Below are 21,077 nucleotides of genomic sequence, written 5' to 3' on the forward strand. Positions count from 1 at the left end.
AACAGAGATGATGCAGCCCATTTCAGGTACGCCCGCACGCCCTCCCGGCGAAGGCCAAAATGCCCCTTCCGCTGCGGGTGAACAACCGTTATCCACGCACCAACGTACTGTGCTGGAACGGCTAATTACCCGTTTGATTTCACTCACCCAGCAGCAAAGCGCTGAGGTGTGGGCCGGAATGAAGCACGATCTGGGCGTCAAAAGTGATACGCCGCTGCAGTCACGTCACTTTCCTGCCGCTGAGCAAAACCTTAACCAACGACTGGGGGTTGCTCAGCAAAATCATGTTAATCGTCAGGTGCTTTCGCAGCTCACTGAATTACTGAGCCAGGGAAATAATCGCCAGGCGGTGAGTGATTTTATCCGTCAGCAGTATGGGCAAACGGCGCTCAGCCAGCTCACGCCTGAGCAGTTGAAGAACGTGCTCACGCTGCTGCAACAAGGACAGCTGTCGATACCGCAGCCGCAGCAGCGCCCTGCTACCGATCGCCCGTTGCTCCCCGCAGAGCACAATACGCTGAACCAGTTAGTTACCAAACTGGCGGCGGCCACAGGAGAATCCGGGAAGATGATCTGGCAGTCTATGCTGGAGTTGTCTGGCGTAAAAAGCGGTGAGCTGATCCCTGCCAAACAGTTTACGCACCTGGTCACCTGGCTGCAGGCGCGCCAGACGCTCAGCCTGCAAAGCGCCCCTACGCTACAAACGCTCCAGGCGGCGCTGAAGCTGCCATTAGAGCCGAATGAGCTGACAGCGATAAAAGAATACGCACAGCAGACGTATCAGATCCAACCACAATCGATTCTGACCACGGTGCAGGTGCAGGACTTGCTCAATCAAATTTTCCTGCGTCGCGTGGAACGAGAACGTGAGCTCAGCGATCCGCGTCATCTGCAGCCCATTTACAGCCCGTTCGCGCCGATGATTGAAACGGTTAAATCTCTGTCGGCACGACCGGGACTGCTGTTTGTTGCGTTGATAATTGCGTTAGCCATTTTCTGGCTGGTCGCTTAACCTTTACGCAGCGTAAGCAACGTTACAATAATCCCCACCACGGCGGATATCGCCCCGGCAAGGAACACTGAAGGATAACCATACGCGGTGGCCAGCACCCCGGCTACCGGACCGCTTATGCCGTAGGAGATATCCTGAAACGCGGCGTAACCGCCCAGCGCCGTACCGCGAACCTGCGCGGGCACTCGCTTCACCACCTCGACGCCCAATGCCGGGAAGATAAGCGAACACCCGGCCCCGGTTAATGCCGCCCCGAGCAGCGCAATCCAGGCCGATGGGGCCTGCCACAGCAAAATCAGCCCCGCAGTTTCCACCAGCAAAGAGACAACGGCGACTTTCACACCGCCGAAACGGTCCGGCATCCAGCCAAACAGAATGCGCATCAGCACAAATGCCCCACCAAACGCAGTCAGGGTGAACCCCGCCATCGTCCAGCCGTTGCTGACAAAATAGAGTGAAATAAAGGTACCGATCACCGCAAAGCCAACGCCCTGCAGCGCCAGGCCCAGGCCCGGTTTCCAGATAAGCCCCACCACGCTCCATAACGAAGGACGTTCTCCTGCATGCGCAGGCACTTTACGCACGGTGCCGTTGAATGCCCATGCCAGCAGCGGTAATACCATCGTCGTTCCCGCCAGCGCCGCGAAGCCAAAGTGGCTGTGGATCAACAGGCCCAACGGTGCACCGGCGGCCAGCGCGCCGTAAATCGCCATTCCGTTCCACGACATCACCTTACCGGAGCGTGTTGGGCCGACCAGCCCCAACCCCCAGGTCAGCGTACCGGTGAGCAGTTGGCTTTCGCCAAAACCGAGGATCAAACGCCCGACGATTAACAACGCAAATTTTACGGGAACAGAAACAGGCAATAGCGCGGCTAAAAGCCACGCAGCGCCTGCCAGCCCACAGGCAAACATCCCCTGTAGCGCCGAGCGTTTAGCACCATATTGATCGGCTAAGCGCCCGGCGTAGCCGCGCGTTAATACCGTCGCCAGAAACTGTACACCTACGGCGATACCGACCATGGTGTTGCCATAGCCCAGTTCCTGATGCACAAACAGAGGAATCACGGGCAAAGGGAGACCGACCGTCATATAGGTCAGGAAAACTGCAAAAGCGATACGAAACAGCGAAAAGTTCGCCGAAGGTGTTTTTTCTTGTTGGGTTACAGCTGTCATGCGTTACTCCAAAATGCAGAGTAAGGCGAGGAATGCCCACGCCCCCTCTACCTGACTATCAGGATTAAGGTGCGTTGGATAACGTTAAACGCTTACGCATTATCAAGAGGATAATGTTGAAGCTGGAGTCTGCCTGTAAACCCGATCGATTGTCAACGATATAAAAAAGGGAGCCTGACGGCTCCCTTTACTGTACAGCATGAGCCGGATATAAGATCCGGCACACTGTCTTATGCTTTCAGCTTACGCATAACCAGCGTTGCGTTAGTGCCGCCAAAGCCGAAGCTGTTGGACATCACGGTAGTCAGCGCCTGCTCGGTCGGTTTGGTCACGATGTTCAGACCTGCCGCCTGCTCATCCAGCTCTTCAATGTTGATGCTCGGCGCGATAAAGCCGTGTTCCAGCATCAGCAGAGAGTAGATAGCTTCCTGTACGCCAGCTGCGCCCAGGGAGTGGCCGGTCATGGCTTTAGTCGCAGAGATTGCCGGGCTGTTGTCGCCAAACACTTCACGAATTGCCCCCAGCTCTTTCACGTCGCCTACCGGGGTAGAGGTACCGTGAGAGTTCAGGTAGTCGATCGGGGTGTCTACACCGTGCATCGCCATTTGCATGCAACGTACTGCGCCTTCGCCAGACGGAGCAACCATGTCTGCGCCATCGGATGTTGCGCCGTAACCGACGATTTCCGCATAGATGTGCGCGCCACGTGCCAGCGCGTGTTCCAGCTCTTCAACCACGACCATACCGCCGCCGCCGGCAATAACGAAACCGTCACGGTGTGCGTCATAGGTACGGGAAGCTTTTTCCGGTGCATCGTTGTATTTGGTAGACAGCGCGCCCATGGCGTCGAATTCACACGCCATTTCCCAGCACAGCTCTTCGCCGCCGCCAGCAAAAACGATGTCCTGTTTGCCCAGCTGAATTTGTTCTACCGCGTTACCGATACAGTGCGCAGATGTCGCACAGGCAGAGCTGATAGAGTAGTTTACGCCGTGGATTTTGAACGGCGTTGCGAGGCAGGCAGAAACGCCGGACGCCATCGCTTTGGTGACCACATACGGGCCAACCGCTTTCAGACCACGCGGGCTACGCATTGCGTCAGCACCGAACACCTGAAAACGCGGGGAGCCGCCGCCGGAACCTGCAATCAGGCCAACGCGCGGGTTGTTCTGGTAATCTTCTGCTGCAAGGCCGGCATCAGCCACTGCCTGTTCCATAGAAAGGAATGCATAGATGGATGCGTCGCTCATAAAGCGCACTACTTTGCGGTCAATGAGGCCAGTGGTATCCAGTTTTACGTTGCCCCAAACGTGGCTACGCATGCCGGAGTCCTTCAGCTCCTGAGAGAAAGTGATCCCTGAACGTCCTTCACGCAGAGATGCCAGGACTTCCTGCTGGTTATTACCGATGCTGGAAACGATGCCCAAGCCAGTAATCACTGCACGTTTCATTCAATACCTCTGTAAGTCGCACTATTTTAAAGTTTCGAGTGGCACAATAGCGTACACTTGTACGCCGAACAAGTCCGATCAGCCATTTAATGTGGAAATTTGCGCAGCCAGGCACTCATCGCTAAGATCGGGGCACAGCCTGCCAGACGAGTAACTTACGTGAAACAATACGCTATACAACCTGCAAACCTTGAATTCAACGCTGAGGGTACACCTGTTTCCCGAGATTTTGACGATGTCTATTTTTCTAATGATAACGGGCTGGAAGAGACACGTTACGTCTTTCTCGGCGGGAATCATCTCGCCCAGCGATTCCCTGCGCATTCACGTCCCCTCTTCGTGGTGGCAGAAAGCGGGTTTGGCACCGGACTTAACTTCCTGACGCTCTGGCAGGCATTTACCGATTTTCGCGATACCCATCCTGAAGCTACCCTGGAAAGATTACATTTCATCAGTTTTGAAAAATATCCGCTAACGCGTGAAGATCTCACCTTAGCCCATCAGCACTGGCCAGAACTTGCCCCATGGGCCACGGCGCTGCAAGAGCAATGGCCGCTGCCGTTGGCGGGATGCCATCGCCTGCTCCTTGATGAAGGACGCGTCACGCTGGATCTGTGGTTTGGCGATATTAACGAACTGACCAGTAAGCTCGATGACTCCCTGAATCAAAAAGTGGACGCCTGGTTTCTGGACGGTTTCGCACCGGCAAAAAATCCGGATATGTGGACGCCAACGCTGTTTAACGCAATGGCCCGTCTGGCTCGTCCGGGCGGTACGCTGGCGACCTTCACCTCAGCGGGCTTTGTGCGTCGGGGGTTGCAGGAAGCCGGGTTTACGATGCAAAAATGCAAAGGCTTTGGTCGCAAACGCGAAATGCTTTGTGGCGTCATGGAACAGACTCTGGCGCTCCCTTCATCGGCTCCGTGGTTCACGCGCACGGGCACAGATAAGCGCGAAGCCGCCATTATTGGCGGAGGCATCGCCAGCACATTGCTGTCGTTGGCGTTACTGCGCCGCGGTTGGCAGGTCACGCTCTATTGCGCAGATGCGAAACCTGCCGAAGGCGCATCGGGTAACCGTCAGGGCGCGCTCTATCCGTTGCTCAGCAAGCATGACGCGGCCATTAACCTCTTTTTCCCTACCGCGTTTACCTTCGCCCGCCGCCTGTATGACGCCCTTCCGGTTGCGTTCGCGCATGACTGGTGCGGTGTGACGCAACTGGCGTGGGATGAAAAAAGCCAGCAGAAAATCGCTCAAATGCTGTCCCTTGAATTGCCTGATGCGCTCGCCGTCAGCGTTAACGCAGAGCAGGTTTTACAAACGACCGGCGTAGAAACCGGATGCGGCGGGATTCAGTACCCTGCCGGAGGATGGCTGTGTCCGGCACAATTAACCGCCGCCGTATTCGACTACGCCGCAACGCTGGGATTACGCACCCGGTATCAACATACGCTGGCCTCGCTGTCTCGGCAGACAGAACACTGGCAATTGACGTTTGCCAGTGGCGAAACCGCCACTCACGCTGCGGTGGTTCTGGCTAACGGGCATCGCATTAACGGCGTTGAGCAGACGCAGTCGCTACCGGTCTACTCCGTAGGCGGTCAGGTGAGTCACATTCCTACCACGCCTTCGCTTTCAGCGCTGCGTCAGGTGCTGTGCTATGACGGCTACCTCACGCCGCACAACCCGCAAAACCAGCAGCACTGCATTGGCGCCAGCTATCATCGCGGAAGTGAAGAAACGGTGTATCGCGCGGACGATCAGCAGCAAAACCGTCAGCGCTTAATAGATTGTTTCCCGAATGCCTCGTGGGCAAAAGAAGTAGACGTTAGTGGCAATGCCGCCCGTTGTGGAGTGCGCTGTGCCACGCGCGATCACATGCCGATGGTCGGCAATGTCGCGGACTATGACACCACGCTCAGCCAATACGCCACGCTTGCCGAAGACAGAGTGCACGCCGTAAACGCCCCGGTGTATTCCGATTTATTTATGTTAGGTGCGCTGGGCTCGCGCGGGCTGTGTACTGCCCCGCTGTGTGCAGAAATTCTGGCATCGCAAATGAGCGATGAACCTATTCCTATGGATGCCAGTACGCTGGCAGCGCTGAATCCGAATCGTCTGTGGGTGAGGAAGTTATTGAAGGGTAAAGCGGTGAAATAAGATACCATCTCGCCATTGCCTGATGGCGCTACGCTTATCCGGCCTACAACCCCCGTCCGCGTAGGCCGGATAAGACGCCTTCGCGTCGCCATCCGGCACAATCCACTGCTATTATTATTGCGTTGCCTTCTGGAACAGTGTGTCCCACATCTCTTTCACTAACGCCTGGTCACGCGGCGAGAGTTCGCCTGCGCTGATGGCTTTTTCCAGGCTGCTGGTCACATTGGCGTACAATGCCTCAGCGGAATGGTCCTCGCCAGCATCCAGCTCAGCCACAGCCAGCGTCAGGTGCCCACGCAAATAGCCACTGGCAAACAACTCATCATCGCTGGCGTGCTCTACCATATCGTCGATTAATGCCAGAATGCGTGATTCAAACTCCGCGATCATCTTATTTCCTCATTGTAAACGTGGCAGCGGCTTCAGTTGAGCGCTTCGGGCCACGGGAATTGTTCCGCCGTAAGTTCAGGCGTGTGATAATAATTCTGTAACGCGTTAATGAAACGCGCCGGACGTTCAGGGATCCCCTTTTCCAGGTACTCCATCACCTGAGTATGAACACGGCGCTGGAATACCACGCGATCCGGTTCAAAGTCCCCTTCCAGGTTGTCGCAACTGACGTTAAACGGGTAGCCCGCCGCCATGCAAAACAACCAGTCAAACGCCTGCGGCTTCACTTCCACATCTTCAAACTGGCATTGTGTCTTCGCGTCGCGTCCGTCCGGGCAGTACCAGTAACCGAAATCGACCAGTTCACGACGGGCTTTACCGGCGATGCACCAGTGTGAAATTTCGTGTAACGCACTGGCGTAATAACCATGCGCAAAAACGATACGGTGATACGGTAATTCCGTATCCGCTGGAAGATAGATCGGTTCGTCGTCGCCTTTAATCAGACGGGTATTAAATTCATCGGCAAAGCAGCCGTTAAAAATCTCAATTAACTGTTCGTAGTGATGCGTATTATTCATTAGTTCATCCCCAGCCAGTGGAGAATCTCCTGTCCATGATTATCATAAAGTAGCTTGGCGCTCATCACGGCGGAGACAATAACGATCATTGGCCGAATGAGTTTTTGTCCTTTGCTGAGTACCAGTCGAGAGCCCATCCGTGCGCCAATAAACTGGCCAATGAGCATCACAAAACCTGTCGCCCAAATCACTTTGCCGCCGAGGGCAAACAGCAACAACCCACCGATATTCGATGTGGCATTTAATACTTTGGCGTGGGCCGTCGATTTCGCCAGGTTGTATCCGCACAGCATGACAAAAGCCAGCGCGTAGAATGACCCTGCCGCCGGACCAAAAAAGCCATCGTAAAAGCCGACGCAGCCCCCGGCCACCAGCGCGAAAGGCAAACCGTGCAGTCGGCGCTGTCGGTCCTCTTCCCCGATTTTCGGCATCAACAGAAAGTAAAGGCCAATACAGATAACCAATACTGGCAGGATCTGGCGCAGAACATCTGACTGCACGTGCTGAACCAACAGCGCGCCACTCATTGAGCCGATAAAGGTCATGAAGATATTGAGCTTCTGATCCGCCAGATTAACCACACCCCGACGAATAAAATAGAGGGAGGAAGAGATAGATCCCCCGCAGGCTTGCAGCTTATTGGTTGCCAGCGCTTGCGCAGGTGGCATCCCGGCCGCCATCAATGCCGGGATGGTGAGTAGACCACCACCTCCGGCCAGAGAATCAATAAAACCTGCCAGCATCGCCACAAAAAAAAGCACACCTAACAGCAGTGGCGACACCATAAACAGAGAGGCAAAATGATCCATTAGAGTACATGCTCGTCCAGTAGCGCCTGGCAGGAAGGCGGCAACGGCGGCGGTGTCTTCTTCTCAGGCTTGGTAGTTCCAGGTTTTGGAGGTTCGAACCAGCTTTGCAGCTCTGCGCCACAGCCGTCACCCGGTGGCGGTAACGGTTGATCTTCGCACTCAAGGCTGTCGGCAGGGCAACGTAACCGCACGTGCATATGCGCACGATGCTGGAACCACGGCCGCACTTTACGCAACCAGTCCCTGTCGGTCCCTGCATCCAGACAAAGTTGTTGCTTAATCGCCGGATTCACGAAAATACGCGTTACTTCATTATCTTTTGCAGCCAGCCTGATCAGGCTGAAAATCTCCGGTTTCCACAGTGACGGCACAACACGTTTACCATCCTGTGAGACCAGATCTAACGCCTGCGGCCGCAGCAGTTGCGACTGGGTCCAGCGCGTTTTCGGCAGTTGCAGGAAAATATCCACATCCAGTCCCGTCTGGTGGCTGGCGTGACCGCCATTGAATCGCCCACCGGCCGGCATACCCATATCGCCGATTAATACCGTGCCCAGTCCCTGACTATTGGCCTGATAACTCAGACGCTGGATAAACCTCACCAGATCCGGATGGCCAAAGTAACGACGCTGATCGGTGCGCATCACCTGATAGTGTTCTGACTGGACAGGCAGCGTATCTGCGCCAACAATACAGCCATTGGAAAACGCGCCGATAGACTGCGCGCTTCCTGCAACCGGATGGGTAATTTTCTGCCAGGGCGTCGCCGCCAGACAGGCGGTACTGGCAAACAGAGCCAGCGCCGCAAGTGCCGTTTTTTTCATCTCTTACCAGCGTGGAATATCGGTCTTCACGTCCGCATTTTGCGCCCGCTGACGCAGCAGGTGATCCATCAATACGATCGCCAGCATCGCCTCGGCGATCGGTACGGCGCGGATCCCTACGCACGGATCGTGGCGACCTTTAGTGATCATTTCGACTTCTTCTCCAAAGCGGTTAATAGTGCGCCCAGGAACGGTAATACTGGACGTCGGTTTCAGCGCCATATGAGCAATGATTTGCTGCCCGCTGCTGATCCCGCCCAGAATGCCGCCCGCATGGTTACTCTGGAAACCTTCTTTGGTGATTTCGTCGCGGTTCTGACTGCCGCGCAGCGCAACAACGTCAAATCCATCGCCAATCTCAACGCCCTTAACGGCGTTAATGCTCATCAGCGCATGGGCGATGTCAGCATCCAGGCGGTCGAATACAGGTTCGCCGAGACCCGCAGGTACACCGCGTGCAACAACGGTCACCTTCGCTCCGATTGAGTCACCTTCTTTCTTCAGCCCGCGCATCAGTTCGTCCAGCGCTTCGAGTTTATCCGGGTCCGGGCAAAAGAACGGGTTAAGTTCCACCTGGGACCAGTCTTTGATCTCCAGCGGAATATCACCCATCTGCGTCAGGCAGCCGCGGATCTCAACGCCGAATTTTTCCGCCAGATATTTTTTGGCTATCGCTCCGGCCGCCACGCGCATCGCCGTTTCACGTGCGGATGAACGTCCGCCGCCACGGTAGTCGCGCAGGCCATATTTTTGCTCATAGGTATAGTCGGCGTGTCCCGGACGAAAAACGTCCTTAATCGCGCCGTAATCCTGTGAACGCTGATCGGTATTTTCGATCAGCAGGCCAATGCTGGTGCCTGTGGTAACGCCCTCGAACACCCCGGAGAGGATTTTCACCTGATCCGGCTCACGACGCTGCGTAGTGTAGCGCGATGTGCCCGGACGGCGTCTGTCGAGATCGTGCTGCAGGTCAGCTTCTGTCAGAGAAATGCCCGGCGGAACACCATCGACAATACAACCGAGCGCCAGCCCGTGTGATTCGCCGAAAGTGGTTACGCGAAAGAGTTGCCCAATTGTGTTTCCTGCCATCACGGCTCCGTTATGCGTGTTGTGTATGTGCGCGTGTAATTAGTCTTTATAAATACTGAAGTGCTCGCGAGCAGCAACTAACTGCTCTTTGGTCAGCATGAATACGCCGTCACCGCCGTTGTCGAACTCCAGCCAGGTGAACGGTACATCCGGATATTGCTCTATCAGATGTACCATGCTGTTTCCGACTTCACAAATCAGAATACCGTTATCTGACAGGTAGTCCGGGGCGTTCCCCAGAATGCGGCGGGTCAGTTTCAGCCCATCGCTGCCGGACGCCAGACCCAGCTCAGGTTCGTGGCGATATTCGTTTGGCAGATCGGACATATCTTCCGCATCGACATACGGCGGGTTGGTCACAATCAGGTCATACTGGACTTTCAGCAGATCGCGGAACAGATCGGAGCGGATCGGCGTTACGTGATGGATCAGGCCGTGCTCTTCAATGTTGTGTTCGGTCACCGCCAGCGCGTCAGTGGAAATATCCACCGCATCGACTTCGGCTTCCGGGAAAGCATACGCGCAGGCAATGGCAATACAGCCGCTGCCAGTACACATATCGAGGATATGCTGCGGTTGCTCATTAATAAGGCCCGCAAAGCGGTTATTGATAAGCTCGCCAATCGGTGAACGTGGAACCAGCACGCGTTCATCAACATAAAATTCATGCCCGCAGAACCAGGCTTTGTTGGTCAGATAAGCAACCGGAATGCGCTCGTTGACGCGGCGAATCACGCGTTCAACAATACGATGACGCTCGCTGGAGGTCAGACGCGCGGTACGCATATCTTCTGGAATATCCAACGGCAAATAAAGTGACGGCAGCACCAGTTGTACGGCCTCGTCCCATGGGTTATCCGTGCCATGGCCATACCAGATGTTCGCCGCGCTAAAACGGCTGACCGCCCAACGCAACATGTCCTGAATGGTATGCAGTTCACTCACTGCTTCATCGACGAAAATTTTATCCACGTATTCCTCCAGGGCATGCTCGTATTAATTTCGGCGGCTAGTTTGCCACGAAGACGGCGATAAATCAGCATTCACACGGGGCCTGAACGCGAAAATTGCGTTTTAAGCGATCGGATGCCCGCCGAGTCGGGTTAAACTAACGGAAAATAAAAGTTGAGACTCTCGAATGAAAAAGAAAACATCGCTCAGCGAGGAGGATCAGACGCTGTTTCGCCAGCTGATGACCGGCACGCGTAAAATTAAACAGGACACCATCGTTCACCGACCTCCACGTAAAAAAATTGCCGAGGTTCCGGTTAAAAGACTGCTACAGGAGCAGGCTGATGCCAGCCACTATTTCTCGGATGAGTTTCAGCCGCTGCTGAATACGGACGGCCCGGTAAGATACCTGCGCGCCGACGTCAGCCATTTCGAGCTGAAGAAAATGCGCCGTGGCGATTACTCTCCGGAGCTGTTTCTCGATCTGCATGGGCTGACCCAGCAACAGGCCAAACAAGAGTTAGGCGCGCTGATTGCCGCCTGTCGCCGTGAGCATGTATTTTGCGCCTGCGTGATGCATGGCCACGGAAAACATATTCTGAAACAGCAGACGCCGCTCTGGCTGGCCCAGCATCCGCACGTAATGGCCTTTCATCAGGCACCGAAAGAGTACGGTGGCGACGCCGCGCTGCTGGTGCTGATTGAAGTGGAAGAGTGGCTACCGCCCGAACTTCCGTGATGCAGAAAAACAAAAAGAGCCGCATTTGCGGCTCTTTGATTTTCCGGGTGGCGGCTGTGCCTTATCCGGCCTGTTTAAATCGCTTTTGCCATTTTCAGGTTACACGGGCTCATCTGCCAGTTAAAAGTACCCTTCCCGCTCTCATCAAGCGTAACGCTGGCAATCGCTGATGTGGTAAACATCGGCGGTGTTTCACCAGGGCAAAGCTCAGACACCAGATATCCCACTAAAGGCAAGTGAGAGATAACCAGTGCCGTGGCGATACCTTCATTGGCCAGAGCCTGTAAATAGGCGCTGACCAGACCGACATCGCCGCAGGGAGTCAGCTCCGGCAAAACATCAACACCGGTTGGCAGGTTCATACACTCCCCCACCACATCCAGCGTTTGTTCGGCTCGTAGGAACGGGCTCACCAGAACACGTTCGATATCCACTTTTTGACCTTTCAGCCAGTTCGCCATCAGGCGAGATTCGTCACAACCACAAGAGGTTAAGGGACGAACCGAATCACTGGCGGCATCGAGGGCTGCGTCGCCGTGACGCATGATAAAAACTTGCATATTGCACCGCTTTTGTTAACCAGAATCACCACTACCTTTATTCACAGCCCCTATTGGCTGTGGTAACGATATGGTGGCCGGCATTGTGCCTTATCCATTCACCGAATGAAACGCTGTTTTTTACCTCAACGGCGTAAGTATAGTCAATCTCTGTTTACATTTTGAGCGAGACCCATACATTCAGTGCGGATTCATCCTACGTTTGACCTCATGAATTCAGGTCAGTTTCCCCAGTATTCCAGAATTTTTCACCGCGTTCCGCCATCTGCAATAACTGCTCACACGGTGTAAACCGCGAGCCGTATTGCGTGGTCAGCCGTTTCAGAGTCGCAACCACTTCACCCGCGCCGAGAGAATCCATATACCGGAACGGGCCGCCGAGGAATGGCGGAAAACCAATACCAAATACAGCGCCGATGTCGCCATCACGCGCGCTGCGGACTATCTTCTCGTCGAAACAGCGTGCTGCTTCATTGAGCATTAACATGACGCACCGCTCAGCTATCTGCACGGCGGTAAGCCGGCCCTGACCCTGGACGCCAATAAGCGTATAAATTGCAGGGTCGACCTGTTTTTTGCTTTTACGCCCTTTCGCACCATAAAGATAGAAACCCCGACCATTTTTTCTACCTTTGCGATCGTCATTCAAAATTGAAGCAACAACATTTGCAGGCGCGCTAAAACGTTCTCCATATGCAGCCTCAAGCACTGGTATAATTTTAGTGCCCGTATCAATTCCGACCTCATCCAAAAGTTGGATTGGCCCAACTGGAAAACCAAACTTAACCAGCGCGGCGTCTATGGTTTCGACCCGCTCGCCTTCGGTCAACATACGAATCGCTTCGTTAATATAAGGCGCTAAAATGCGGTTAACGTAAAAGCCGGCCTTATCTCTGACCACTATCGGCGTTTTGCCCTGTTTTTTCGCTAACTTAACGGTAGTTGCAATCGTCTGCTCAGAGGTCGTGGCATGCGGGATCACTTCGACCAACGGCATTTTTTCCACCGGACTAAAAAAGTGTAAACCAATCACTTGTTCGGGCCTTGCAGCGTTCGCAGCAATATCGCCAATGGGCAAAGATGAGGTGTTAGAAGCAAAAATAGTATGAGGTGCGCAATTTTGCTCAACTTCTGTCACCATCCGTTGTTTTAGCGACAGATCTTCAAACACGGCTTCAATAATTAGATCGCGATGCGCAAAGCCACGGTAGTCGATTGATCCCGAAATCAGCGACAGTTGTTTATCGCGTTCGCTGGCTTTGATATGACGGCGGCGAACCTTCGTTTCAAGCTGATCCCAGCTATACTTCAGCGCGTGGTTGATTCCCTTAGCGTTTATATCTTTGATGCGCACAGGCAAGCCGCCTTTACAGGCCGTCACGTAGGCAATACCACCGCCCATCAGACCGCCCCCCAAAATACCTACGCTGTTTAGCGGGCCAGGTTTCGCATCACTTCCGGGATCTTTTTTCACATCGGTGTTGGCAAAAAAGATGTGCCGTAGCGCCTGAGACTGGGATGTCATCGCCAGTTCACCAAACGCACGTGCCTCAGCGTCGTAACCGCTACTGCTGCCTTGCGCTAGCCCGGTTTCTATAACCTCAAGGATACGTTCTGTTGCAGGGTAGTTACCTTGCGTTTTTTGCGCCGTCTTTTTACTGGCCATGCGGAACAACAGCGCCCGCCCCAGCGGCCCCGCCAGCACTCGCTCTCTCACGGGCAGTGTTCGATGCGCAGAACTGTCCTTTTTAGCCAGTTCAACGGCTGCTTCCAGCAAAATGGAATGCGGTACAACTTCATCCACTAAACCAACTTTCAGCGCCTGTTTTGCGCGTAATTGTTTTCCGGTGAGGATCATATCCAGTGCGGTACTTACGCCAATCAAGCGCGGCAGCCGCTGCGTACCACCGGAGCCGGGCAACAAGCCAAGTTGTACTTCCGGTAAACCCAGTACGGTTTTAACATCATCGGTACAAATACGGTTGTGGCACGCCAGCGCCATCTCCAGGCCACCGCCGAGGCATGCGCCATGAATCGCGGCGATAACCGGGATCGGCAAGGCATTGATTTCAGCCATCATTTGCTGCCCCTGACGGGCCAACGTTTCGGCTTCCTGCGCGCTGCGACAGCTACCAATCATGTTGATATCCGCCCCGGCAATGAAGTTATCGGGTTTAGCCGAAATAAACACCACGCCGCGCAATGCTCTGTTATCGCGAATTTGTTTCAGAATGGCCCGTACCTGAGAAGCAAACTCCGCTTTCAGGGTGTTCATTTTCTCTCCGGGCACATCAATGGTGACAACAGCAACGTTATCCAGGCGTACGTTTAGTGTAAAAGCCGATGCCATTTCCATTATTCCGCCTCCAGAACCATGGCTGCACCCAAACCACCAGCTGCACAGGCGGTCACTAAACCAAAACCACCGCCACGACGTCGTAACTCATGGAGGGTTTGGGTAATCATGCGCGCACCAGTGGCGGCGAAGGGGTGTCCATAGGCAATCGACCCACCCAGCACGTTAAATTTACTGTCATCAACTTCGCCAGTGGCATGTGCTCTGCCCAGCACGTCGCGGGCAAAACGTTCGCTACCCAGCAACTGAATATTCGCCAGCGTTTGAGCGGCAAAGGCTTCATGCATATCGATTAGGGTTAAATCTGCCATGGTCAGACCCGCTCTCTCCAGGGCAAGCGGCGTTGACCACGCAGGTCCCAGCAGCATGTCCTGCCAGACATCGATGGCGGTAAAAGCAAAACTACGCAGGTACCCCAGCGGCACCAGCCCCAACTCTTTCGCACGCGACTCCGTCATCATGATCACGGCGGCTGCGCCGTCCGTTAGCGGGGTACTGTTTGCTGCGGTGACAGTGCCGTGCTTGCGGTCAAACGCCGGACGTAGTTTGGCGTAATCGGCCAGCGTAGAGTTACCGCGAATATTGTTATCTTCTGATAAAGGATCTTTAAACGGTGGCGCGTAGGTAGTCATTACCTCATCTGCCAGCTTTCCTTCAGCCCACGCCTGAGCGGCACGCTGATGAGAGCGGTGCGCCAGAGCGTCCTGCTGTTCTCGGGTAATACCATAGGTTTTGGCCATTTGCTCAGCCGTATCCCCCATACGCAAACCGGTGGAATACTCAGCGACGGCTGGCGGCACAGGCATCAGGTCACGTAAACGCAGTCGGGAAAAGAGTTTAAGGCGTTGACCGGTAGTCCGGGCCTTATTGACATCCACCAGCACCCGCGCCAGCTTTTTACTAACGCCAATAGGCAAGACTGACGAGGAGTCCGCACCACCCGCAATTCCCGCACGAATAGACCCCGCCATCAGGCTTTCCGCGACATTCGCCACTGCCTGAAAACTGGTCGCGCAGGCTCGGCTTACGCTATAGGCATCCGTATGCACATTCATGCCGGTTCCCAGCACGATTTCACGAGCAATATTTGGCGCTTCAGGCATTTGCACCACCTGACCAAAAACCAGTTGCTCAATCACATCAGCAGGTATTTCGCTGCGCGCCAGCAGCTCACCGACGACCATTTTTCCTAAATCAACGGCGGGAATGCCATGAAACGCGGTAGCCTGACGAGCAAATGGCGTACGCAACCCACTTACAATGGCAATACGGTCGCCCTGGCGGGTAACCAGCGGTAAAGCCTGACTCATAACACTCCCCTGTAAAAAAATAAAATAAGTGGTCTGACCTGATCATAGTCTTAACCAATTTTTTACATTTAGCCAAGCGGAGAGAAAAGAAAGTGGGAGCTAAGACACAGTGAATAATCACTGACAGTTACGAAAAAGCCCTTGCTATCTGATAGCAAGGGCTTTTGCAGAGGGGGATTAACGCAGGCCCAGCTGGAAGATCAGCGTTTCAGCTTCACAGGCAAAAACAAAGTCGATATCCAGACGCACACCTTCTGACTCTTCAGTAAAGGTCGAGGTGATTTGGCAAGGCTCAGATTCCACGCCACGCGCCTTTTCGGTCAGAGCAGCCAGCGTTTCTTCTGCCTCTGCGCGGTTCGCGAACACACGGCTGTAGGACGCGGTGCAATCGGAGTTGTCCATGATGGTGCCAACATCCATACAGCAGCAAACCGGGGTTTCATCAGCACTGCATTTACTCATTGTAGATTTCCTCTGTATTCGCACCTGAGGTGCCAGATAAACGATAGGGATATTTTACGCTCCCATTATTCGCCTCTCCAGTCGTTAATTGTATGAAATGCGATAAGTGACCGAAATCACACTTAAAAATGATCTAAAACAAAAATCGCCCAAACAGGTGAGTGCGCACCCCCGCAATTTTGCCAGCTGGATCGCGTTTCTCTGATCAAATTTGAAAATATTTATAAACATACTTGCAACATTCCAGCTGGTCCGACCTATACTCACGCCACTGGTCTGATTTCTAAGTCGTACCTCAGACCCTACACTTCGCGCTCCTGTTACGGCATGTAACATTGTTTGTATAAAAATAAATCTATGAGGTTATGGTCATGAGCCAGAAAACCCTGTTTACAAAGTCTGCTCTCGCAGTCGCAGTGGCAATTATCTCCACACAGGCCTGGTCTGCAGGCTTTCAGTTAAACGAATTTTCTTCCTCTGGCCTTGGCCGGGCATATTCGGGTGAAGGCGCAATTGCAGATGATGCAGGTAACGCCAGTCGTAACCCGGCATTGATTATGATGTTTGATCGCCCTACTTTCTCAGCAGGTGCGGTGTATATCGATCCAGACGTTAATATTTCCGGTAAATCGCCATACACCGGACGCAGCACTGATGCGGACAACATCGCGCCTACGGCGTGGGTTCCTAATGCTCACTTCGTGATGCCTATCAACGAACAGTTTGGTTGGGGTGCTTCCGTTACCTCAAACTATGGCCTGGCTACCGAATTTAACGACAGCTACATCGTCGGTGAATACGGCGGTAAGACCGACCTTAAAACGGTCAACCTTAACCTGAGCGGCGCCTACCGTCTGAATGATAGCTGGAGCTTCGGTCTCGGTTTTAACGCCGTTTATGCTGATGCAAAAATTGAACGTTATTCTGGCGAGCAGACGGCTGCATTACCGAAGGTCAGCAACAAAATTGCCAGTCTGAAAGGGGACGAATGGGGCTACGGTTGGAACGCCGGGATTCTGTACGAACTGGATAAAAATAACCGTTATGGTTTAACGTACCGTTCTGAAGTTAAAATTGATTTTGATGGCGATTATAAGAGTGGCATCCGTACCCAGGCCAACGCTATACCTGGCGCTGGCACTACATTCCCATGGGGAACGACCAATGCCACCGTCCCGGGTTCTCTGACACTAAACCTTCCTGAAATGTGGGAATTGTCAGGTTATAACCGTATCGCACCACAGTGGGCTATCCACTACAGCATGGCCTATACCAGCTGGAGTCAGTTCCAGGAGCTGAAAGCCACAGGTTCCAATGGACAGACACTGTTCTATAAAGAAGAAGGCTTCAAAGATTCTTACCGCATTGCATTGGGTACGACTTACTATATGGATAAAAGCTGGACGTTCCGTACCGGTATTGCTTATGACGATAGCCCGGTTCCAGCAAGTAAGCGTTCCATCTCGATTCCGGATCAGGATCGCCTGTGGTTGAGTGCAGGTACAACTTATGCGTTCAATGACGATGCTTCTATCGACGTCGGTGTGTCTTACATGCACGGACAAAAAGTAACAGTGCAAGAAGGCAACTATACTTTCGACTCTGAAGGTAAAGCTTGGCTGTTTGGTACAAACTTCAACTACGCATTCTGATTTTCTTCAGACGTAAAAAAGGTGAGCTTTTTAGCTCACCTTTTTATTTGCCCAATTCCTTACTCAGAATCGATCTCTTTTAAATCATCCTGAATATCTTTCGCGTTCGGGTTTTCTTCTGGTTTGAGTTTCCCGCCGTTCGCAATAAAGTCATGACGCTGGAAGTAAGCTTCACGCACCATGATGTAAGGATCGGAAGACTGACGCAGCAGACCGTCAGAGTCGAGCAATTGCGCGCGAGTTTCAATCCCTTCAACCGTCCATTTGCCTATCGACAACGGCCAGGTCAGCCAGGACAGTACCGGATACAGCGTATCGACCATATCACCACCGTCATCACGCAGCGTGAAACTACCGTAGAACGGAAGCTGCATATACGGCCCGTAACCAACATCATAGTGGCCTAACGTGCTGCCAAAGCGGTGTGGTTCAACGCGCTGCAACTTCGGATTAGCCATACCTGCCACATCGATAAAGCCGCCCATACCTAACAGGGTATTCAGGAAGAAACGGGTAAAGTGCACCATCCCCTGATAAGGATCGCCTTGCAGGAAATAGTTGACCATGACGGCCGGCTCTTCAAGGTTCCCCGTAAAGTTGCTTAAACCATTACGCGCCGGCTGCGGAACATAGTCACGCCAGGCAACAGCTACGGGTCTAACAACGTATGGATCTAAAACATTAAAGTTGAAGTTGTACATGGTGCGGTTGAACCCTTCAAATGGATCCGAACGCCCCTGCTGTTCAGTACCGGAGCTCGCACACCCCACCAAAAGTGTGGTTCCCAGCGCAAGCGCCGACAGGCGAAGCTTCATAAGTGTCTCCCTGTGTTTTATGGCTATCGCTGATTGCCATCCATGACGGAACGATGACGTATCCGCCTGTTTAGATGTGAGCGATTGTAACAGCACGTCAAATGATGTCTATATACCCTGTCTTACTGATTTGATCATAGCCTGGTAATGCGCACTCCGCGGCGGTTCTATTCTAACTAACCCGATAAAAACAAACGTTACTATTTTTGCTATCTCAGACTTTCTCCCGCTGATTTTCAGACAAAAGCCGCTACGCTTTAGCAATACGTGCTTATTCAGGATTCGGCCATGAATGACATCAAGAAAGATAAGATTGATCGACACAGCGACGAACTCGAGGTGGAAAGCGATGAAAAGCTAACAGGAAAAAAGATAGAGCTTGATGAGGACAGACTCCCCTCCCGCGCCATGGCAATCCATGAACATATTCGCCAGGATGGGGAGAAAGAGATGGAGCGCGACGCGATGGCCCTACTGTGGTCAGCCATCGCAGCAGGACTGTCGATGGGCGCCTCGCTACTGGCTAAAGGGATTTTTCACGTACAGCTGGAAGGCGTGCCAGGGGGATTTTTACTCGAGAACCTCGGTTATACCTTCGGTTTTATTATTGTCATTATGGCCCGCCAGCAACTCTTTACCGAAAATACCGTCACCGCCGTACTGCCGGTGATGCAAAACCCTACCCTCGGCAATTTTGGCCTGTTAATGCGCCTGTGGAGCGTGGTTCTGCTGGGTAATATTATTGGCACCGGGGTTGCCGCATGGGCGTTTGAACATATGCCGATTTTTGATGAAGAGACCCGCGATGCCTTCGTGAAAATTGGTATGGATGTGATGAAAAATACGCCAACAGAGATGTTTTCCAACGCCATCATTTCTGGCTGGTTAATTGCCACGATGGTGTGGATGTTCCCCGCCGCCGGAGCGGCAAAAATTGTGGTCATTATTCTGATGACCTGGCTGATTGCGTTAGGTGATACCACGCATATCGTCGTCGGCTCGGTGGAAATTCTCTATTTGGTCTTTAATGGCACGCTGCACTGGAGTGATTTTTTCTGGCCCTTTGCGCTACCAACGCTCGCCGGGAATATCTGTGGCGGAACGTTTATTTTCGCGCTTATGAGCCATGCGCAGATCCGCAATGATATGAGCAACAAACGCAAGGAAGAAGCCAGGTTGCAAGCAAAGCATGATGAGCAAAAGCAGAAAAACCAGAAAAAACAGGCCTGAATGGTGACTGTTTGAGCAGTCGGGCGGCCTGAGACTTACCGTTGTGAGTAAAAAACGCTATACTCGTGCCGCTTCGTCCCCTTAGTTAAATGGATATAACGAGCCCCTCCTAAGGGCTAGTTGCAGGTTCGATTCCTGCAGGGGACACCATTTATCAGTTCGCTCTCATCCGTTCCAGTCCGCAAAATCCCCTGAATATCAAGCCTTCCGTAGATTTACAGTTCGTAATGGTTCGCGTCAGATCGTTGACAGCCGCACTCCATGACGGGTAAAAATCCGGTGGATAAAATAATTTTACCCAACGGATTTTTACCCATGCTCACCGTTAAGCAGATTGAAGCAGCAAAGCCGAAAGAAAAACCATACCGCCTTCTCAATGGTAATGGCCTGTACCTTTATGTCCCTGTGTCAGGGAAAAAGGTATGGCAGCTTCGCTACAAGATTGACGGTAAGGAGAAAATCCTGACCGTCGGAAAATATCCGCTTATGACTTTGCAAGAGGCAAGGGATAAAGCATGGACTGCGAGGAAAGACATCTCGGTTGGCATCGATCCGGTAAAGGCGAAAAAGGCTTCGTCTAACAACAATTCCTTTAGTGCGATTTACAAGGAATGGTACGAGCATAAGAGGCAAGTCTGGTCAGCCGCCTATGCGACTGAACTTGCAAAAATGTTTGATGACGACATTTTACCTATCATCGGCGGCCTTGAAATTCAGAATATTGAGCCGATGCAACTGCTGGAAGTAATCCGCAGATTTGAAGATCGCGGGGCAATGGAGCGAGCCAACAAAGCACGCAGAAGATGCGGCGAGGTTTTCCGTTACGCTATTGTCACCGGAAGGGCTAAATATAACCCGGCACCTGACCTTGCAGACGCCATGAAAGGATACCGCAAGAAGAACTTCCCGTTTCTTCCTGCAGACCAGATCCCGGCATTCAACAAAGCACTGGCAACATTTTCAGGAAGTATCGTATCGCTCATTGCGACCAAAGTTTTACGCTACACAGCCCTCAGAACAAAAGAGCTTCGTTCCATGCTATGGAAGAACGTCGATTTTGAAAACAGGATTATCACCATCGACGCCAGTGTGATGAAAGGACGCAAAATTCATGTGGTTCCTATGTCAGACCAGGTAGTTGAACTTCTCACTACGCTAAACTCAATCACCAAACCAGTATCAGAGTTTGTTTTTGCCGGGCGCAACGATAAGAAGAAGCAAATCTGCGAGAACGCGGTATTGCTTGTGATCAAACAAATCGGCTATGAGGGTCTGGAAAGCGGTCACGGATTCAGGCATGAATTCAGCACGATTATGAACGAGCACGAATGGCCTGCCGACGCCATTGAAGTGCAACTGGCACATGCCAACGGCGGATCTGTGCGTGGGATTTACAACCATGCTCAGTATCTCGATAAACGCAGAGAAATGATGCAATGGTGGGCGGACTGGATTGATGAAAAGGTGGAGTGATCCACCTTAACCACTATCGAAGAGCACAAAGCCTTGCA

At 52.9% G+C, this 21,077-nt stretch carries 19 protein-coding genes and 1 tRNA gene; 7 read left to right on the forward strand and 13 right to left on the reverse strand.

What is annotated here, in order from left to right; all coding sequences use genetic code 11:
• The first annotated feature begins 10 nt into the window (after positions 1 to 10).
• The gene (gene flk / locus OGX97_RS21990) at positions 11 to 1,012 is read left to right on the forward strand and encodes a flagella biosynthesis regulator Flk (RefSeq protein WP_048236385.1); all 1,002 of its coding nucleotides are present in this window, start codon (positions 11 to 13) and stop codon (positions 1,010 to 1,012) included.
• Here the strand turns inward: flk and OGX97_RS21995 are convergent.
• Complete coding sequence (locus OGX97_RS21995; protein WP_003834805.1) at positions 1,009 to 2,187, reverse strand: MFS transporter; 1,179 nt, start codon at positions 2,185 to 2,187, stop codon at positions 1,009 to 1,011. The two genes, flk and OGX97_RS21995, sit on opposite strands and share 4 nt — an antisense overlap.
• Positions 2,188 to 2,417: 230 nt before the next feature.
• The gene (fabB, locus tag OGX97_RS22000) at positions 2,418 to 3,638 is read right to left on the reverse strand and encodes a beta-ketoacyl-ACP synthase I (RefSeq protein WP_008785363.1); all 1,221 of its coding nucleotides are present in this window, start codon (positions 3,636 to 3,638) and stop codon (positions 2,418 to 2,420) included.
• 159 nt (positions 3,639 to 3,797) lie between these two features.
• Here fabB and mnmC point away from each other — a divergent pair, with 159 nt between their 5' ends.
• Complete coding sequence (gene mnmC, locus OGX97_RS22005) at positions 3,798 to 5,798, forward strand: bifunctional tRNA (5-methylaminomethyl-2-thiouridine)(34)-methyltransferase MnmD/FAD-dependent 5-carboxymethylaminomethyl-2-thiouridine(34) oxidoreductase MnmC (RefSeq protein WP_048234813.1); 2,001 nt, start codon at positions 3,798 to 3,800, stop codon at positions 5,796 to 5,798.
• A 114-nt stretch (positions 5,799 to 5,912) separates the two neighbouring features.
• Here mnmC and OGX97_RS22010 read toward each other — a convergent pair whose 3' ends face one another.
• The 6 genes from OGX97_RS22010 to prmB are packed head-to-tail and all read right to left on the reverse strand — an operon-like array spanning position 5,913 to position 10,463.
• A complete protein-coding gene (locus tag OGX97_RS22010) occupies positions 5,913 to 6,188 on the reverse strand; it encodes a YfcL family protein (protein ID WP_003028163.1) in 276 nt (91 codons plus the stop codon).
• A gap of 32 nt (positions 6,189 to 6,220) precedes the next feature.
• Positions 6,221 to 6,769 carry an elongation factor P hydroxylase gene (locus OGX97_RS22015; RefSeq protein ID WP_048234811.1) on the reverse strand — a complete coding sequence of 183 codons (549 nt, stop codon included), beginning with the start codon at positions 6,767 to 6,769 and terminating at the stop codon, positions 6,221 to 6,223.
• Complete coding sequence (locus OGX97_RS22020) at positions 6,769 to 7,578, reverse strand: sulfite exporter TauE/SafE family protein (RefSeq protein WP_003834821.1); 810 nt, start codon at positions 7,576 to 7,578, stop codon at positions 6,769 to 6,771. Before OGX97_RS22020 ends, OGX97_RS22015 begins: the two co-directional genes overlap by 1 nt.
• Positions 7,578 to 8,402, reverse strand: a complete 825-nt coding sequence (gene mepA / locus OGX97_RS22025; protein ID WP_032944099.1) for a penicillin-insensitive murein endopeptidase — start codon at positions 8,400 to 8,402, stop codon at positions 7,578 to 7,580. The genes OGX97_RS22020 and mepA overlap by 1 nt, the downstream gene beginning before the upstream one ends.
• 3 nt (positions 8,403 to 8,405) lie before the next feature.
• The gene (gene aroC, locus OGX97_RS22030; RefSeq protein WP_003834825.1) at positions 8,406 to 9,491 is read right to left on the reverse strand and encodes a chorismate synthase; all 1,086 of its coding nucleotides are present in this window, start codon (positions 9,489 to 9,491) and stop codon (positions 8,406 to 8,408) included.
• A 39-nt stretch (positions 9,492 to 9,530) separates the two neighbouring features.
• Positions 9,531 to 10,463: a 50S ribosomal protein L3 N(5)-glutamine methyltransferase gene (gene prmB / locus OGX97_RS22035; protein ID WP_003028173.1), complete on the reverse strand. Its 933-nt coding sequence runs from the start codon at positions 10,461 to 10,463 to the stop codon at positions 9,531 to 9,533.
• A gap of 166 nt (positions 10,464 to 10,629) precedes the next feature.
• On the opposite strand from prmB, the gene smrB reads away from it, so the two are divergent.
• Positions 10,630 to 11,181 (forward strand): endonuclease SmrB, encoded by a 552-nt coding sequence (gene smrB / locus OGX97_RS22040; protein WP_003839296.1) that lies wholly within the window; start codon positions 10,630 to 10,632, stop codon positions 11,179 to 11,181.
• A gap of 74 nt (positions 11,182 to 11,255) precedes the next feature.
• On the opposite strand, the gene sixA is transcribed toward smrB, so the two are convergent.
• The 4 genes from sixA to OGX97_RS22060 form a co-directional block, all read right to left on the reverse strand.
• The gene (gene sixA / locus OGX97_RS22045) at positions 11,256 to 11,741 is read right to left on the reverse strand and encodes a phosphohistidine phosphatase SixA (protein ID WP_003028179.1); all 486 of its coding nucleotides are present in this window, start codon (positions 11,739 to 11,741) and stop codon (positions 11,256 to 11,258) included.
• A gap of 208 nt (positions 11,742 to 11,949) precedes the next feature.
• Positions 11,950 to 14,097 (reverse strand): fatty acid oxidation complex subunit alpha FadJ, encoded by a 2,148-nt coding sequence (gene fadJ, locus OGX97_RS22050; RefSeq protein WP_235127109.1) that lies wholly within the window; start codon positions 14,095 to 14,097, stop codon positions 11,950 to 11,952.
• Positions 14,097 to 15,407, reverse strand: coding sequence for an acetyl-CoA C-acyltransferase FadI (gene fadI, locus OGX97_RS22055; protein WP_235127106.1), 1,311 nt, complete (start codon positions 15,405 to 15,407; stop codon positions 14,097 to 14,099). Before fadI ends, fadJ begins: the two co-directional genes overlap by 1 nt.
• 177 nt (positions 15,408 to 15,584) lie before the next feature.
• Positions 15,585 to 15,869 carry a YfcZ/YiiS family protein gene (locus OGX97_RS22060; RefSeq protein ID WP_003834838.1) on the reverse strand — a complete coding sequence of 95 codons (285 nt, stop codon included), beginning with the start codon at positions 15,867 to 15,869 and terminating at the stop codon, positions 15,585 to 15,587.
• Positions 15,870 to 16,240: 371 nt separating this feature from the next.
• Between OGX97_RS22060 and fadL the strand changes: the two genes are divergently transcribed.
• A complete protein-coding gene (gene fadL, locus OGX97_RS22065) occupies positions 16,241 to 17,521 on the forward strand; it encodes a long-chain fatty acid transporter FadL (RefSeq protein WP_003028188.1) in 1,281 nt (426 codons plus the stop codon).
• Between the two features lie 59 nt (positions 17,522 to 17,580).
• Here the strand turns inward: fadL and mlaA are convergent, their stop codons facing one another.
• Positions 17,581 to 18,336, reverse strand: coding sequence for a phospholipid-binding lipoprotein MlaA (gene mlaA, locus OGX97_RS22070; protein WP_003028190.1), 756 nt, complete (start codon positions 18,334 to 18,336; stop codon positions 17,581 to 17,583).
• Positions 18,337 to 18,624: 288 nt separating this feature from the next.
• Between mlaA and OGX97_RS22075 the strand changes: the two genes are divergently transcribed.
• From OGX97_RS22075 to intS, 3 genes are all read left to right on the forward strand, one after another.
• On the forward strand, positions 18,625 to 19,566 hold the full coding sequence (locus OGX97_RS22075; protein WP_060683482.1) for a formate/nitrite transporter family protein: 942 nt from the start codon (positions 18,625 to 18,627) through the stop codon (positions 19,564 to 19,566).
• Between the two features lie 75 nt (positions 19,567 to 19,641).
• Positions 19,642 to 19,716: transfer RNA gene (locus OGX97_RS22080), tRNA-Arg, on the forward strand.
• A 165-nt stretch (positions 19,717 to 19,881) separates the two neighbouring features.
• Positions 19,882 to 21,039 (forward strand): prophage integrase IntS, encoded by a 1,158-nt coding sequence (gene intS / locus OGX97_RS22085; protein WP_235127589.1) that lies wholly within the window; start codon positions 19,882 to 19,884, stop codon positions 21,037 to 21,039.
• Positions 21,040 to 21,077: the final 38 nt, after the last annotated feature.

It is taken from the genome of Citrobacter sp. Cpo061 (assembly GCF_030332845.1).
Classification (GTDB): Bacteria; Pseudomonadota; Gammaproteobacteria; order Enterobacterales; family Enterobacteriaceae; genus Citrobacter; species Citrobacter portucalensis.